Origin of the sequence: Variovorax sp. CCNWLW235 (genome assembly GCF_037204085.1) — a bacterium.
Classification (GTDB): domain Bacteria; phylum Pseudomonadota; class Gammaproteobacteria; order Burkholderiales; family Burkholderiaceae_C; genus Variovorax.
This window is the reverse complement of sequence record NZ_JBBCBW010000041.1, coordinates 1-14,791: the sequence shown is the minus strand read 5'-3', so window position 1 is coordinate 14,791 and position 14,791 is coordinate 1. Positions and strand designations below refer to the sequence as shown.

General features: G+C 64.8%; 14 protein-coding genes. 4 read left to right on the top strand and 10 right to left on the bottom strand.

The features are described 5' to 3' along the window. The first annotated feature begins 150 nt into the window (after positions 1 to 150). Together V9L21_RS26150 and V9L21_RS26145 are read left to right on the top strand one after the other, a co-directional pair. Complete coding sequence (locus tag V9L21_RS26150) at positions 151 to 1,188, top strand: DctP family TRAP transporter solute-binding subunit (protein ID WP_337315686.1); 1,038 nt, start codon at positions 151 to 153, stop codon at positions 1,186 to 1,188. Positions 1,189 to 1,248: 60 nt separating this feature from the next. Then, on the top strand, positions 1,249 to 2,187 hold the full coding sequence (locus tag V9L21_RS26145; protein WP_337315685.1) for a nucleoside hydrolase: 939 nt from the start codon (positions 1,249 to 1,251) through the stop codon (positions 2,185 to 2,187). 74 nt (positions 2,188 to 2,261) lie between these two features. On the opposite strand, the gene V9L21_RS26140 is transcribed toward V9L21_RS26145, so the two are convergent. The 6 genes from V9L21_RS26140 to V9L21_RS26115 form a co-directional block, all read right to left on the bottom strand. Next, the gene (locus tag V9L21_RS26140; protein WP_258508239.1) at positions 2,262 to 2,999 is read right to left on the bottom strand and encodes an amino acid ABC transporter ATP-binding protein; all 738 of its coding nucleotides are present in this window, start codon (positions 2,997 to 2,999) and stop codon (positions 2,262 to 2,264) included. Positions 3,000 to 3,032: 33 nt separating this feature from the next. Next, positions 3,033 to 3,722, bottom strand: a complete 690-nt coding sequence (locus V9L21_RS26135) for an amino acid ABC transporter permease (RefSeq protein WP_055801487.1) — start codon at positions 3,720 to 3,722, stop codon at positions 3,033 to 3,035. A gap of 1 nt (position 3,723) precedes the next feature. After that, the gene (locus V9L21_RS26130) at positions 3,724 to 4,455 is read right to left on the bottom strand and encodes an amino acid ABC transporter permease (RefSeq protein WP_337315684.1); all 732 of its coding nucleotides are present in this window, start codon (positions 4,453 to 4,455) and stop codon (positions 3,724 to 3,726) included. A 136-nt stretch (positions 4,456 to 4,591) separates the two neighbouring features. Further along, positions 4,592 to 5,494 carry an amino acid ABC transporter substrate-binding protein gene (locus V9L21_RS26125; RefSeq protein WP_258503941.1) on the bottom strand — a complete coding sequence of 301 codons (903 nt, stop codon included), beginning with the start codon at positions 5,492 to 5,494 and terminating at the stop codon, positions 4,592 to 4,594. 172 nt (positions 5,495 to 5,666) lie between these two features. Continuing rightward, positions 5,667 to 7,118: an aspartate ammonia-lyase gene (locus V9L21_RS26120; RefSeq protein WP_337315683.1), complete on the bottom strand. Its 1,452-nt coding sequence runs from the start codon at positions 7,116 to 7,118 to the stop codon at positions 5,667 to 5,669. Between the two features lie 174 nt (positions 7,119 to 7,292). Beyond that, positions 7,293 to 8,294: a LysR substrate-binding domain-containing protein gene (locus V9L21_RS26115; protein WP_337315682.1), complete on the bottom strand. Its 1,002-nt coding sequence runs from the start codon at positions 8,292 to 8,294 to the stop codon at positions 7,293 to 7,295. Positions 8,295 to 8,355: 61 nt separating this feature from the next. On the opposite strand from V9L21_RS26115, the gene V9L21_RS26110 reads away from it, so the two are divergent. Beyond that, positions 8,356 to 9,798 carry an amidase gene (locus V9L21_RS26110; RefSeq protein ID WP_337315681.1) on the top strand — a complete coding sequence of 481 codons (1,443 nt, stop codon included), beginning with the start codon at positions 8,356 to 8,358 and terminating at the stop codon, positions 9,796 to 9,798. 109 nt (positions 9,799 to 9,907) lie between these two features. Here V9L21_RS26110 and V9L21_RS26105 read toward each other — a convergent pair whose 3' ends face one another. Beyond that, on the bottom strand, positions 9,908 to 10,846 hold the full coding sequence (locus tag V9L21_RS26105) for a 2-hydroxyacid dehydrogenase (RefSeq protein WP_337315680.1): 939 nt from the start codon (positions 10,844 to 10,846) through the stop codon (positions 9,908 to 9,910). Positions 10,847 to 10,893: 47 nt separating this feature from the next. Further along, entirely contained in the window at positions 10,894 to 12,771 is a 1,878-nt protein-coding gene (locus tag V9L21_RS26100; RefSeq protein WP_337315679.1) for an ABCB family ABC transporter ATP-binding protein/permease, read from the bottom strand. A 43-nt stretch (positions 12,772 to 12,814) separates the two neighbouring features. Between V9L21_RS26100 and V9L21_RS26095 the strand changes: the two genes are divergently transcribed. Continuing rightward, positions 12,815 to 13,234 carry an acyl-CoA thioesterase gene (locus tag V9L21_RS26095; protein WP_157611956.1) on the top strand — a complete coding sequence of 140 codons (420 nt, stop codon included), beginning with the start codon at positions 12,815 to 12,817 and terminating at the stop codon, positions 13,232 to 13,234. Between the two features lie 27 nt (positions 13,235 to 13,261). Here the strand turns inward: V9L21_RS26095 and V9L21_RS26090 are convergent, their stop codons facing one another. Then, the gene (locus V9L21_RS26090) at positions 13,262 to 14,026 is read right to left on the bottom strand and encodes an enoyl-CoA hydratase (RefSeq protein ID WP_337315678.1); all 765 of its coding nucleotides are present in this window, start codon (positions 14,024 to 14,026) and stop codon (positions 13,262 to 13,264) included. A 37-nt stretch (positions 14,027 to 14,063) separates the two neighbouring features. Continuing rightward, positions 14,064 to 14,657: a 2-hydroxychromene-2-carboxylate isomerase gene (locus V9L21_RS26085; protein ID WP_258503935.1), complete on the bottom strand. Its 594-nt coding sequence runs from the start codon at positions 14,655 to 14,657 to the stop codon at positions 14,064 to 14,066. Between the last annotated feature and the right edge of the window lie 134 nt (positions 14,658 to 14,791).

Here is a 14,791-nt window from a genome sequence, read left to right as displayed (position 1 = left end):
AAAGGAGGAGGGGCGCAGCCCCGGGGGACATTCGCGGAGGGGAGTACCCGGTGGCCTTTGCACAAGCCCTGAACAGCAGCACCAAACATCAGCAAACGTTCCCGAAAACATCCACCACTTAGTTGTGTTCAGAAAACAAGGAGACCTCTCATGAAATTCCGCCGCACCCTCTTGGGCCTTGCCGCCGTAGCCACCGCCCTGGGCATGTTCTCGACCGGCGCCATGGCGCAGGCCGCCTACAAGCCCGAATACAAGATGTCCCTCGTACTCGGCCCGCCGACGCCGTGGGGCCAGGCCGGAAAGATCTGGGCCGACCTTGTGAAAGAGCGTACCCAGGGCCGCATCAACATCAAGCTCTACCCCGGTGTTTCGCTCATCCAGGGCGACCAGACCCGCGAGTTCAGCGCACTGCGCCAAGGCGTGATCGACATGGCCGTGGGCTCGACCATCAACTGGTCGCCGCAAGTCAAGCAACTCAATCTTTTCTCCATGCCCTTCCTGATGCCCGACTACGCGGCCATCGATTCGCTCACGCAAGGTGAAGTGGGCAAGGACATGTTCAAGACCCTCGACAAGGCCGGCGTCGTGCCCCTTGCCTGGGGTGAGAACGGCTACCGCGAAATCACCAACTCCAAGAAGCCGATCAAGTCGCCTGAAGACTTGAAGGGCATGAAGATCCGCGTCGTCGGCTCGCCGATTTATTCCGACATGTTCACCGCGCTCGGCGCCAACCCCACGCAGATGAGCTGGGCCGATGCACAGCCCGCACTCGCCAGCGGTGCGGTCGACGGACAGGAGAACCCGCTCTTCCTGTTCACCGTTCTCAAGATGCAGAACGTGGGCCAGAAATTCGTGACCACATGGGGCTATGTTGCCGACCCGCTGGTCTTCGTGGTCAACAAGGAAATCTGGGCTTCGTGGACGCCGGCCGACCAAGCCATCGTGCGCCAAGCCGCCATCGACGCGGGCCAGCAAGAGATTGCCATTGCACGCAAGGGCCTTGTCGAAGCCGACAAGCCCGTGCTGAAGGACATTGCCGCCATGGGCGTGACCGTGACCCAGCTCACGCCCGCCGAGCGCGAAGCCTTCGTGAAGGCCACACGGCCCGTGTACGAAAAGTGGAAGGGCACCGTGGGTGCCGATCTTGTGGCGAAGGCCGAGAAGGCCATCGCGGCACGCAAGAAGTAATTCGGTAGAAGAGGAGACGGCACCGGCGTCGGTTCAGGGTGCCGCCGCGACAATGTCGCGATGCACACCCTGATCATCGACACGGACCCGGGCGCGGACGATGTGATCGCGCTGCTGTTTGCCATGGCGGCGCCTGAAGCACTGAAGCTCCAGGCGCTGACCACGGTCGCCGGCAATGTTCCGCTGGCCAAGACCTCGCGCAACGCGCGCCTTGCCTGCGAATGGGCGGGCCGTCCGGACGTTCCGGTGTATGCCGGCGCGGAGCGCCCGTTGCTGCGCGCGCCAATCTACGCGGCCAACATCCACGGCCGCGAAGGCATCACCGGGGTCGGGGTTCACGAACCGGCCGCGCCGCTGGCTGAAGGGCACGCGGTCGACTACCTCATTCGCACACTGCGCGCTGCGCCCGAGAAAAGCGTGACGCTCGCCATGCTCGGCCCGCAGACCAACCTGGCGCTCGCGCTTGAACAAGCCCCCGACATCGTGCGCGGCCTGCGCGAACTGGTGCTCATGGCCGGCGCGCATTTCAACGGCGGCAACATCACGCCGACCGCGGAGTTCAACGTGTTCGCCGATCCGCATGCGGCCGAGGCCGTGCTGAAAAGCGGCGTGCCGACGACCATGCTGCCGCTGGACGTGACGCACAAGATCCTGACGAGCGACGAACGCATCGCGCGGCTGCGCGGCATCGGCAACCGGGCCGGCGCCATCGTTGCCGACATCCTCGACGCCTACGCCCCGCAGGAAATGCGGCACTACGACATGCCCGGTGGGCCCGTGCATGACGCGACTGTGATCGCCTATTTGCTGCAGCCTTCGCTCTTCAGGGGCAGGCTGGTCAACGTCGAGGTCGACAGCCGCGAGGGCATGGGTTTCGGCCAGACGGCGGCCGATTGGTACGGCAGCCTGGGCCGCCCCGCCAACGCGAACTGGATCGTCGATGGCGATGCGCAGGGCTTCTTCGACCTGCTGACCGAACACATCGCGCGGCTACCCTGAGAGAGCCCCGGCCCAATAAAAAAGCCACGCTGCGAACAGCGTGGCTTTTGCGTTTTGGTGCCGCAGCGAATCGATCAGTGCTGCAGAATTTTGTTCAGGAAATCCTTGGTGCGCGGCTGGCGGTTCTCAGGGTGGCTGAAGAACTCGTCCTTCGGGCAGTCTTCCAGGATCTTGCCGCCCACGTCGATGAAGATCACGCGGCTGGCCACCTTGCGGGCAAAGGCCATTTCGTGCGTCACCACCATCATGGTCATGCCGTCCCTGGCCAGGCTCACCATCACGTCGAGCACTTCGCCGACCATTTCGGGGTCGAGCGCCGAAGTGGGTTCGTCGAACAGCATCACGATCGGGTCCATGCTGAGCGCACGGGCAATGGCCACGCGCTGCTGCTGGCCGCCCGAGAGCTGGCCCGGGAACTTGTCCTTGTGCGCCATCAGGCCCACGCGGTCGAGCATCTTGAGGCCGCGGGTCTTGGCTTCTTCGGGGCTGCGGCCGAGCACCTTGATCTGGGCGATCGTGAGGTTCTCGGTAACCGACAGGTGCGGGAACAGCTCGAAGTGCTGAAACACCATGCCGACCTTGGAGCGCAGCTTGGGCAGGTTGGTCTTGGGATCGTGCAGCGGAATGCCGTTGACGGTGATCTCGCCCTTCTGGAAGGGCTCGAGCGCGTTCACGGTCTTGATGAGGGTGGACTTGCCCGAGCCCGAGGGCCCGCACACCACCACCACGTCGCCCTTGGAGATGCTCACCGAACAATCGTTGAGCACCTGCACCGGGCCATACCACTTGGAGACGTTCTTGATTTCAATCATTTTTTCGGACATTTCTTTCTCCGGTTCAGCCACTCAGCGAATGATGGCAATCTTCTTGTGGAGGCGCTTGACGAGCCACGACAAGGCATAGCACATGATGAAGTAAACGACAGCCGCGAGCAGGTAGGCCTCGATCGGGCGGCCGAAGTTCTTGCCCGCGGTCTCGAAGCCCTTGAGCATGTCGTACGCACCGATGGCGTAGACCAGCGAGGTGTCCTGGAACAGGATGATGGTCTGCGTGAGCAGCACCGGCAGCATGTTGCGGAACGCCTGCGGCAGCACCACCAGGCGCATGTTCTGGCCGTAGGTCATGCCGACCGCCTGACCCGCATGCACCTGGCCGCGCGGAATCGACTGGATACCCGCGCGCATGATCTCGCTGAAGTAGGCCGCCTCGAACGCGATGAAGGTGATCACGGCCGAGATTTCCGAGCGGTAGTTCGAACCGACGGAGCCGAAGGCCGCGTAGAACGAAGCCGGCACCAGCAGGAAGAACCACAGGATGACCATCACCAGCGGAATGCTGCGCATGCCGTTGACGTAGATGGCCGCGGGCGCATCGAGCCACTTCTTGCCCGAGAGCCGCATGAGCGCCAGCACGGTACCGAAGAGCACGCCGCCAATGGTGGCGACGATCGTCAGCATGATGCTGAAGTAGAAGCCCTTGACGACGAAATTGCTGATGACGTCCCAGTTGTAGAACGACAGGTCGAGATTCATCATGTCAGTGTCCCCCGCCGCCGCTGGCCGAGACGATGAAGCCCGGCACGCGCGTCTTCTTCTCGATGAAAGCCATGATGCGGTTGATTGCAAAGGCCGAGACCACGTAGAGCCCGGTTACCGCAAGGTACACCTCGATGCCGCGCGAGGTTTCTTCCTGCGCCTGCATGGCGAACATCGTGAGTTCGGTCACCGACACGGCGAACGCCACCGACGAGTTCTTGAAGATGTTCATCGTTTCGCTCGTGAGCGGCGGAATGATGATGCGGTAAGCCATCGGCAAGATCACGTAGCGGTAGTACTGCGGCGTGGTAAATCCCACCGCCATGCCCGCATAGCGCTGGCCCTTGGGCAGCGCCTGAATGCCCGAGCGCACCTGCTCGGCAATACGCGCCGAGGTAAAGAAGCCCAGCGCCAGCACCACCAGCACGAAGCTCGGCACGCCCTTCATGACCGGAATCAGCGCCGGAATGACGTGGTACCAGAGAAAGATCTGCACCAGCAGCGGAATGTTGCGGAACAGCTCGACCCAGGCATTGCCCAGGCGCACGAGCCAGGGGCTGTTGGGCAAGGTACGGATGATGCCGACGAGCGAACCCAGCACCAGCGCGACGATGAGCGCCAGCAGGGCCACCGACACGGTCCAGCCCCATGCGGACAGCATCCACTCCCAGTAGGTCGGGTACTTCCCGCCCGGGTCTTGCAAGAAGACCTGCCAATCCCAGTTTGATCCCATCGGGGACTCTCCTTCTTTCAGATTTCCAGACTGCCAGCTTGCAGGGGCCATGCCCGCGCGCCGCAGCATTGCGTTGCCTGCGAAAACAAACGCCCGCCGGGGGCGGCGGGCGTTGCGCGGATGACCTTCGTGGCGATTACTTCTTCGCGGCGTACTCTTCCATCGGCTTGTCGTTCGGGTTGGCCCAGGCCGACTTGGTGGCGTCGGACAGGGGCAGGTTCACCGTGACGTTTGCCGGGGGAATCGGCTTCAGGAACCACTTGTCCCAGAGCTTGGCGAGTTCGCCGTTCTTGATCTGCGCCTTGATGCTGTCGTCCACCACCTTCTTGAAGGCGGCGTCGTCCTTGCGGATCATGATGGCGATGGGCTCGACGCTGAGCACTTCGCCCACAATCTTGTATTCGGCGGGCGACTTGGACTTGGCGATGTTCGAGGCCAGGATGGAACCGTCCATCACGAAGGCGTCGGCGCGGCCCGATTCGAGCAGCAGGAAGCTGTCGGAGTGGTCCTTGCCATAGAGTTCCTTGAAGTCGATGCCGCCGGCGCGTTCGTTCTTGCGCAGCGTTTGCACCGACGTGGTGCCGGTGGTGGTGGCCACGGTCTTGCCGTTCAGGTCCTTGATGCTGTTGATGCCCGAGTTGGCCTTGACCGCAATGCGCACTTCCTCGACGTAGGTGGTCACGGCGAACGACACGTCCTTCTGGCGCGTGGCGTTGTTGGTGGTGGAGCCGCACTCCAGGTCGACGGTGCCGTTTTGCACCAGGGGCACGCGGTTTTGCGAGGTCACGGGCTGGTACTTGGTTTCAAGCTTGGCCAGGCCGAGGTGCTTCTGGATGTCGCGAATGATGTTGGCGCAGACGTCGTAGTGGAAACCGGTGTACTGGCCGTTGCCCAGCGTGTACGAAAGGCCGGAAGATTCCCGCACGCCTTCGGTGATGGTGCCCGAGGCCTTGATCTTGGCCAGGGTGTCATTGGCCTGTGCAAACGCGCTGCCGGCAGCCACGGCTGCGATTGCCAATGCCAATACTTGCTTTTTCATACGGAAAACTCCTGAGGTGACTGGAAGATACAGATACAACTAAATTTTAGACATTCAGGTCATGGGGAATACCCGGACCAACCCGGTGCATTCTCGATGACGTGTGCACCGGCCCCGCGCATCGCGGCTCCGTCGTGGTGCAGAGGTACCCATTGGCATTGTCCGACTTTCACTAAGCAGCCTTTGTGCCCGAGGGCTCGGCAGCCGGCGGCACCGGTGCGGACAGGCGAACGGGCTGGGTCAGATTTTCGGGCACGAGCAGCGCGTCCATCTCGGCGCGCGTCATGATGCCCAGCGATTCGGCCACCAGGTCGATTGGCCCGCCGGTGGCCAGCGCGGTCTTGGCGATGAGCGCCGCCTTTTCGTAGCCGATGAGGGGATTGAGCGCGGTAACCAGCGTGACCGATTCCCGCACCCGCTTGGCCAGGAACTCGCGGTTTGCCTCGATGCCTTCGACGCAGTTCTGCCGCAGCGTGATGCAGGCATTGCTCAGGTGCCGGATGCTCTTGAACAGGCTCCACCCCATGATGGGCTCGAAGGCGTTGAGCTGCAGCTGGCCGGCTTCAGACGCCATGGTGACCGTGATGTCGTTGCCGATGACCTCGAAGGCCACCTGGTTCATGACTTCCGGAATCACCGGATTGACCTTGCCCGGCATGATCGACGAGCCGGCCTGGCGCGCCGGCAGCCTGATTTCGCCGAAGCCCGCCTGCGGGCCGCTGGACAGCAGCCGCAGGTCGTTGCAGGTCTTGCTGAGCTTGGTGGCCACGCGCTTGAGCACGCCCGAAAGCTGCACGAAGGCGCCGGTGTCCTGCGTGGCCTCGATGAGGTTGGCCGCCTGCTTCAGCGGCACGCCGCTTTGCTCGGCCAGGTACTGGCAGGCCAGGTTGGCATAGCCGTGCGGCGCGTTGATGCCGGTGCCGATGGCCGTGGCGCCGAGGTTGATTTCCTCGATGAGTGCACGCGCTTCGCCAAGCCGGGCCTCGTCTTCCCCGATCATGATGGCGTAGGTCAGGAACTCCTGGCCCAGCGTCATGGGCACGGCGTCCTGCAGCTGGGTGCGGCCGATCTTGAGGATGTCCTTGAACTCGAGCGCCTTGGCTTCGAAGCTCTTGCGCAGCGCCGCCATGGATTCGAGCAGCTTGTCGATGGCAAACCACAGCGCCAGCCGCACCGCGGTGGGATACACGTCGTTGGTGCTCTGCGACGCGTTGACGTGGTCGTTGGGGTGCAGCACGTCGTAGCGGCCTTTTTCGTGGCCGAGCTTTTCGAGCGCGAGGTTGCAGATCACCTCGTTCGCGTTCATGTTGGTCGAGGTGCCGGCACCGCCCTGGATCACGTCGACCACGAACTCCTCGAGCAGCTTGCCTTCGATGAGGTCGTCGCAGGCCAGGATGATGGCGGCGGCGCGGTCGCGGTCGATGGCGCCCAGGTCGGCATTGGCGCGCGTGGCGGCCTTCTTTACCAGGGCCAGGGCGCGCACCAGGTCGGGCATGGCCGACACGCGGGTGCCGGAGATCGCAAAGTTCTCGACGGCACGCGCCGTGTGCACGCCCCAGTAGGCGAGGGCAGGAATCTGCTTTTCGCCGAGGAAGTCGTGTTCGGTCCTGAAATTGGGGCTCATACAGGTTCCTCGGCTAAAAAAAAGCACGCGGGTGGCGCGTGCCGGAAGACTTGCTGTGACAGCGATTCGAGAACTGCCGCGACTGTAGTGGCGGCCCGCCCGCAACGCCAATGCCGTTTGCGGGGAGCCTCATGCGCGGCATTTATAGATTGTGCAGCGCACAAATTCCAGGCGTCAACCATCTCGACGGGTCGACGGCTGGGCGCCGACCAAGTATGACCAGAGCGCATCGGCCGTGCGCTTGGGCTGCAGGCTTTCCAGGCCCGCCGCGGCCTTTGCGGAACGGCCGGTGCCGGTCTTGACGGGGATGGGCGCGCTCGGCCGCTCGCGGTAGGCGCGGATTTCCATCGTCGCCTCCAGGCTGTCGATCTCGGGCGGCAGCGCGCTCACCAGCTTGCGCGCCTTGATTTCCTTGCGCACCGCGCTCTGCGGCAGAAAGGCGATGCCGTGCCCTTCCAGTGCCATGACCTTCAGGCCTTCGGCCATGTCGGTTTCATAGACCCGGTCGAGGTGGATGGCGGTGCCCGATTCCTTGAGCAGTTGGTCGACCACCCGGCCCAGGTAGGCCCCGGGCGCGTAGCCCAGGTAGGGCAGCGGCTGGCCGGGCCGGCCAGGCAGGCGAAAACGCGGCGCACCCTCGGCGTCGGCCTTGACCCAGGGAGCCACGGTTTCCTCGCCCAGGCTGACCATCTCGTACTTGGTGGCGTCCAGCTGCAGCGGCTGCGAGGGGTGGTGATAGGCAATCAGCAGGTCGCAGCTGCCTTCGACCAGGCGCAGCACGGCGTCGTGCACGTTGAGCGCGATGAGCCGGCTCTTGATGGGCCCGAAGTGCTCGCGCAGGCTGGTCACCCACGAGGGAAAGAAGGTGAAGGCCAGCGTGTGCGGCACCGCAATCTCGATCACGTCCTGCCCGGCGGCCGAATGGCCGCGCAGCATGGCGCGGGTGCTCTGCAGCGATTGCAGCATCTCGATGGCCTGGCTGTAGAGCGTCTGGCCCGCGGGCGTGAGGCGCGTGGGGTAGGAGCTCCGGTCGACCAGGTCGGTGCCGGCCCAGCCCTCCAGCGCCTGGATGCGCCGCGAAAAAGCCGGCTGCGTGACATGCCTCAATTGGGCCGAGCGGCTGAAGCTGCGCGTTTCCGCCAGGCTGATGAAGTCTTCTAGCCACTTTGTTTCCATACGCGGCGATTATGCGAGCGCCGCGCCATACTGGGCGCCCCCTCCTTTTCCCGCATTCGCCATGTCTCTTGCCGACCTGCCCGAACTGACCGCCACCGAACTGTCGCACCTGATCGGGAGCCGCAAGGTGTCCTGCCGCGAGGTGATGCAAGCCTCGCTGGCGCGCATCGAGGCGCTCAACCCGCGCTTCAACGCCATCGTGTCGCTGCGCGAACCCGAAGCCCTGCTGGCCGAAGCCGGTGAGCGCGACGCCGAACTGGCACGCGGCGAGCGGCGCGGCTGGATGCACGGTTTTCCGTTGGCGGTGAAGGACCTGAGCCATGCCGCCGGCCTGCCGACCTCGATGGGCTCGCCGCTTTCGCCGCGCTCCCCTGCACGCACCGACAGCCTGCACGTCGCGCGCATGCGGGAGTCCGGCGCCGTCGTGATCGGCAAGACCAACACGCCGGAGTTCGGCCTGGGCTCGAACACCTACAACACCGTGTTCGGCATTACGCGCAACGCCTATGCGCCCGACCGCAGCGCCGGCGGCAGCAGCGGCGGTGCCGCGGTGGCGCTGGCCCTGGGCATGCTGCCGGTGGCCGACGGCAGCGACATGATGGGCTCGCTGCGCAACCCGGCCGCCTTCAACAACGTGATCGGCATGCGGCCTTCACGCGGTCGCGTGCCCGGCGATCCCGAGCAGGAGCTGTTCTTCCAGCAACTGGGCACCGAAGGGCCGATGGGCCGCACCGTGGAAGACACCGCGCGGCTGCTGGCTGTGCAGGCGGGCTTCGACACCCGCGCGCCGCTGTCGTCGCAACAGGCCCTGCCCGTGCCCGATGCGCTGCGGCTCGACGACAACGTGGAAGGCCTGCGCGTGGGCTGGCTCGGCGGCATCTGGCCCGATCTGCCGCTGGCGCCGGGCATCCGCGAACTGGGCGAGCGCGCACTCGACACCTTTCGCGCCATCGGCTGCGAAGTGGAGCCCTGCACGCTCGACGTGCCGCGCGAGCACAACTGGAGCGCCTGGCTGCGCCTGCGGCAGCTGCTGGTGGGCGGCAAGCTCGGCGCGTACCTGAGCGACCCGAAGCTCTTTGCCCAGCTAAAGCCCGAGGCGCAGTGGGAAATAGAGCAGAGCCGCCACCTGGACGCGGCGTCGCTGTACCAGGCTTCGGTCTATCGCTCGAACGTGTACCGCGCGTTCCTCAGGCTGTTCGAGCGCTTCAACTTCGTGCTGGCGCCATCCGCGCAGGTGTTTCCTTTCGATGCCGAGCTGCACTGGCCCGCTGAAGTGGCCGGCGTGCCGAGCGACACGTACCACCGCTGGATGGAAATCGTGACGCCGTTCACCCTGGCTGGGTTGCCGACGCTGAATGTGCGCGCCGGATTCGGCGAGGGTGGTTTGCCGATGGGCCTGCAGCTGGCCGGGCCGATCCATGCGGATCTTGGTGTGCTGCGGCTGGGTCATGCATATGACCAGGCCTGCGGCTGGGGCGCCCAACGCCCTTCGGTCTTGGCTTGACTCCCTCCCCCTCTGGGGGAGGGCTGGGGTGGGGGCAAGCGGCGCATCCACTGGGCGCCCTGCCCGCCCCTATCCCAACCTTCCCCCAGCGGGGGAAGGAGCAAGGCCATCAGACCGGCGTCAACACTCCGCGCCCCGCGAAATGCCCTTCAGCATTCGCAAGGAAATGGTCGACCGATTTCTGCGTCGCCTCCGGCGACCAGCCCGCCATGTGCGGCGTGAGCAGCACGTTGTCCAGGCCGACCAGCGGCTCGGGCCGTTTCGGTTCGCTTTCGTAGACGTCCAGGCCCGCGCCCGCGATGCGGTTCTCGCGCAGCGCCGCGGCCAGCGCCTCGGTATCGACCACGCTGCCGCGGCCGATGCTGACCAGGAAGCCCTGCGGCCCGAGCGCATCGAGCACCTCGGCATTCACCAGGTGGCGCGTGGCCGGCCCGCCGGGCGCGGCGAGCACCAGGAAGTCGGCCCACGTGGCGAGGGACTTCAGGTCGTCGAAGTAGCGCTGCGTTGCTCCTTCGCGCGGCTTGCGATTGTGATAGCCGATTTCCATGTCGAACGCGGAGGCGCGCTTGGAGATCTTCTGGCCGATAGTGCCGAGGCCGAGGATGCCGAGCTTCTTGCCCGACACGTTCGGCGGCTGCGGAATGGCCTCGCGCCACACGCCCTCGCGGCACAGCCGGTCGAGCTGGCGAAACCCGCGAACGATGCTGATCAGCAAGCCGAAGGCGTGGTCCGCCACGCAGTCGTCATTGGTGCCGGCGCCGTTGGCCGTGACGATGCCGCGTGCCCGGGTCACGTCGAGCGGCACGCCTTCGTAGCCCGCGCCCATGCAACAGACGAGCTCGAGCGCCGGCATGGCCGCAATTTCTTCGGGCGTGATGCCGATGACGCCGATGGTCAGCACCGCGCGAAACTTCTTGCCGTGCTCGGCAACGGCCGCGGCGCGCGCGGCGGGGTCGAAGGCGTAGGTCACGTCGTAGATCTCGGCAATCTGGGCCTGGTGGGCACTCGAGAGGCTGTTGAGCACCAGCAGGGGAATCTTGGTCGGCACGTCTGAACTCCTGAATCGATGAAAGTAAGGATGAATGAATGATCGGGCTACATCAGCGGTGTGGCTTCGCTCTTCTGCAAAGCCCACATCTGCGCATAGCGGCCCTGCCTGGCCAGCAACTCGGCATGCGTGCCGCGCTCGACGATCACGCCCGCTTCAAGCACCAGGATCTCGTGCGCATCGACCACCGTCGACAGGCGGTGGGCGATGACCAGCGTGGTCTTGTCTTGCGCCGCGCTCTTGAGCTCGGACTGGATGGCGCGTTCGTTCGCGGAATCGAGCGCTGAAGTGGCCTCGTCGAAAATCACGATCGGCGGGTTCTTGAGCAGCGTGCGCGCAATGGCCACGCGCTGCTTTTCTCCGCCCGAAAGCTTGAGGCCGCGCTCGCCGACGGTGGTTTCGTAGCCCAGGGGAGTGGCCGAGATGAAGTCGTGGATGCGCGCCGCGCGCGCGGCGTTTTCTACTTCTTCGCGCGTGGCACCGGGGCGGCCGTAGGCGATGTTGTATTCGACGGTGTCGTTGAACAGCACCGTGTCCTGCGGCACGATGCCGATGGCGCGGCGCACGCTGGATTGCTGCACTTCGCGGATGTCTTGCCCGCCGATGGTGATGCGGCCCTGCTGCACGTCGTAGAAGCGGTAGAGAAGGCGTGCGAGCGTGGACTTGCCCGAGCCTGAGGGGCCAACCACGGCCACCGTCTTGCCGGCGGGGATTTCGAAGCTCACGTGCTTCAGGATGGGGCGCGCTGGCTCGTAGGCAAAGCTCACGTCTTCGAAGCGGACGGTTGAGTCGACCCCGCTGCCCTCACCCCATCCCTCTCCCGGAGGGAGAGGGAGCAAAGACAGAGGCTGCGCGCCGGGCGCATCGCGCACCTCGCGCTCTTTTTCCATCAGCACGAACATCTTGTCGAGGTCGGTCAGGCTCTGCTTGATCTCGCGGTAGATCACGCCCAGGAAATTGAGCGGAATGTAGAGCTGGATCATGAAGGCGTTGACCATGACCAGGTCGCCCAGCGTCATGCGCCCTTCGACCACGCCCGACGTGGCCCGCCACAGCATCAGCACCAAGCTTACGGCGATGATCATCTGCTGCCCGATATTGAGCATGCTCAGCGTGCGCTGGCTCTTGATGGCGGCCTTGCGGTAGCGGTCCAGGCTGGCGTCGTAACGCTTCGCCTCGAATTCTTCGTTGTTGAAGTACTTGACTGTTTCGTAGTTCAGCAGCGAATCGACCGCGCGGCTCTGGGCCATGGAGTCGAGCTCGTTCATGGTCTTGCGGAACTGGGTGCGCCACTCGGTCACGGTGACCGTGAAGGTGATGTACAGCACCAGCGCCGCGGCCGTGATCCAGACAAAGAGCGAGTCGAACTTCACGCCCAAAATCGTGAGCACCAGCACCAGCTCGATGATGGTCGGCACGATGCTGTAGAGCGACATCGAGATGAGCGAGTGCACCCCGCGCGTGCCGCGCTCGATGTCGCGCGTCATGCCGCCGGTCTGGCGCTCCAGGTGAAAGCGCAGGCTGAGCGAATGCAGGTGGCCGAACACCTCGAGCGCAATCTGCCGGGCCGTGCCTTCGGTGGCCTTGGCGAAGATCAGCTCGCGCAGCTCGCCGAAGAGCGCGGTCGAAAACCGCAGCAGCCCGTAGGCCAGCAAAAGCCCGATGGGCACGATCAAGAGCGCCTGCGCCATGTCCGGCTTGGGCGTCATCGTGTCGATCAGGTTCTTGAGCAGCACCGGCACACCGACGTTGGCCACCTTGGCGCCCACCATGAAGGCAAGCGCGGCGATCACCCGCCACTTGTACTGCCAGAGGTAGGGAAAAAGCCGGCGCAGCGTGGCCCAGTCGGAGCGGTCGCTGCGCGCCGGAGGGTGCCCGGCGACGGGATGGGACGATGGAGGTAGGGCTTCGCCGCTGCGGCGCATGAGGGACAATCGTGGTTGCTTTGTTCTGCCTCAGATTGTGCCCATGTCCGATACTTCCAGCACCGACGCTGCCGCGACCCTCAAAAGCCTGCCCACCGACATGGAGCTGGTGCTCAAGGTCATTCCCATGCCGGCGGACTGCAACGCCAATGGCGACATCTTCGGCGGCTGGGTCATGGCGCAGTGCGACCTGGCCGGCTCGGTCATTCCGGCGCGCTACGCCAAGGGCCGCCAGGCCACGGTGGCGGTAAACGAGTTCATCTTCAAGCAGCCGGTGCGGCTGGGCGACATTCTCTCGTTCTATTCAAAGCTGGTGCGCATCGGACGCACCTCGGTCACGGTGACGGTGGAGGTGTTTGCCGAGCGCTTTCGGGCGCAGGGCGAGTACATCAAGGTGACGCAGGCCACGTTTACCTACGTGGCCATCGACGACAACGGCCGCCCTCGCCCGATCGAAAAGTAATCGGCGCAAAAAGGGGGCCGAGCGCCCTCAGACCTTCGAAAAATCCGGCTTGCGCTTTTCCATGAAGGCGCCGAAGGCTTCCCGCGCGGCCGGTTCCCGCAGCATGCGGCCGAAGCTCGCGCCCTCTTCGTCCATGCGCTCGAGCACGGCGGGCAGTTGCGCCTTTTTCAGCAGGCGCTTGGTTTCCACCAGCGCGCTCAGCGGCTTTGCCGCGAGCTTGCGGGCCTGCACCTGGGCAATGGCGTTGGCTTCGGTCGGCGGCACGATGCGGTTGACCAGGCCGACTTCGAGCGCGGCCTCAGCCATGAAGGGCTCGCCCAGCAGCAGCGCCTCGGCCGCGCGGTGGTAACCCAGCATCTGCGGCACCAGCAGGCTGGAGGCTGCCTCGGGGCACAGGCCCAGGTTCACGAAAGGCATCGAAAACGCCGCGTTGTCGCCGGCATAGACGAGGTCGCAGTGGAACAACATAGTGGTGCCGATGCCCACGGCCGGGCCGCAGACGGCGGCGACAACGGGCTTGGGAAAGGTCGCGATACCGCGCAAAAAGCGGAACACTGGCGACTCCTTGCCGGCGGGCGGGGCATTCAGGAAGTCTCCGATGTCGTTGCCGGCGCTGAAAATGGTCGGGTCGCCCTGGATCAGCACGCAGCGCACGGCCGCGTCGCTCTCGGCCGTGGCCAGCGCGTCGGCCAGCTCGGCGTACATGCCGCTGGTGATGGAGTTTTTCTTGTCGACGCGGTTGAAGGTAACGGTCATCACACCGGCTTCGGTGTGGACGAGGATGTCGCTCATGGGAATGGTCCTTGAATAAAAACGGATGGGGCCACGCTCAGGCGTCGAGGGCTTCTCGCACAAAATCCAGGCGGTCCTGGCCCCAGAACATCTGGTCGCCGACGAACATGGTGGGCGCGCCGAACACGCCCCGCTCCACGGCTTCTTGCGTGACGGCTTTCAGGCGGTCTTTTACCTCCTGCGAGCCGGCCAGCGCGAGCAAGGCAGTGGCGTCGAAGCCCGCATTTTGAAGCACGGCGCCGACGACGGCCGGGTCATTCATGTTCTTGGGCTCGACCCACATGGCGTGAAAAATGGCGTCGACGTAGGCGCCGAAGCGCTCCGGCTCTTTCATCTGGATGCCTGTGGCACCGCGCATGAGCAGCAGCGTGTTGATGGGAAAGTGCGGGTTGTGCACAAAGGGCACGCCGTACCGTTTGGCAAAGCGCTGCAGGTCGATGGTCATGTACGGCGCCTTGGGCACCACTTCGGCCGGAGACCGGTTGCCGGTGGCCTGGAACACGCCGCCCAGGAGCATGGGCTTCCAGACGAGCTCGGCACCGGTGTCGGCGCAGACGTGCGGCAGCTGGGTGGCGGCCAGGTAGGCGGCGGGGCTGCCGAAGTCGAAATAGAAGTCTACGGATTTTTTCATTGAGGTCTCCTGGGGGTGCGCTTGTTCAGGGCTCTTGTTCTTTGGGCTGTTGTTCGGGGCGCTGTTGTTCAGGGCTTGTGCAAAGGCCACCGGGTACTCCCCTCCGCGAATGTCCCCCGGGGCTGCGCCCCTCC

What these genes read in the sequence shown, in the direction of transcription:
- V9L21_RS26125 (WP_258503941.1), bottom strand. Translation starts at nt 5,494, where the DNA reads ATGAAAAAGCAAGTATTGGCATTGGCAATCGCAGCCGTGGCTGCCGGC.
- V9L21_RS26150 (WP_337315686.1), top strand. Translation starts at nt 151, where the DNA reads ATGAAATTCCGCCGCACCCTCTTGGGCCTTGCCGCCGTAGCCACCGCC.
- V9L21_RS26130 (WP_337315684.1), bottom strand. Translation starts at nt 4,455, where the DNA reads ATGGGATCAAACTGGGATTGGCAGGTCTTCTTGCAAGACCCGGGCGGG.
- V9L21_RS26110 (WP_337315681.1), top strand. Translation starts at nt 8,356, where the DNA reads ATGTCTCTTGCCGACCTGCCCGAACTGACCGCCACCGAACTGTCGCAC.
- V9L21_RS26095 (WP_157611956.1), top strand. Translation starts at nt 12,815, where the DNA reads ATGTCCGATACTTCCAGCACCGACGCTGCCGCGACCCTCAAAAGCCTG.
- V9L21_RS26115 (WP_337315682.1), bottom strand. Translation starts at nt 8,294, where the DNA reads ATGGAAACAAAGTGGCTAGAAGACTTCATCAGCCTGGCGGAAACGCGC.
- V9L21_RS26100 (WP_337315679.1), bottom strand. Translation starts at nt 12,771, where the DNA reads ATGCGCCGCAGCGGCGAAGCCCTACCTCCATCGTCCCATCCCGTCGCC.
- V9L21_RS26135 (WP_055801487.1), bottom strand. Translation starts at nt 3,722, where the DNA reads ATGATGAATCTCGACCTGTCGTTCTACAACTGGGACGTCATCAGCAAT.
- V9L21_RS26120 (WP_337315683.1), bottom strand. Translation starts at nt 7,118, where the DNA reads ATGAGCCCCAATTTCAGGACCGAACACGACTTCCTCGGCGAAAAGCAG.
- V9L21_RS26085 (WP_258503935.1), bottom strand. Translation starts at nt 14,657, where the DNA reads ATGAAAAAATCCGTAGACTTCTATTTCGACTTCGGCAGCCCCGCCGCC.
- V9L21_RS26140 (WP_258508239.1), bottom strand. Translation starts at nt 2,999, where the DNA reads ATGATTGAAATCAAGAACGTCTCCAAGTGGTATGGCCCGGTGCAGGTG.
- V9L21_RS26145 (WP_337315685.1), top strand. Translation starts at nt 1,249, where the DNA reads ATGCACACCCTGATCATCGACACGGACCCGGGCGCGGACGATGTGATC.
- V9L21_RS26090 (WP_337315678.1), bottom strand. Translation starts at nt 14,026, where the DNA reads ATGAGCGACATCCTCGTCCACACCGAAGCCGGTGTGATGACCGTTACC.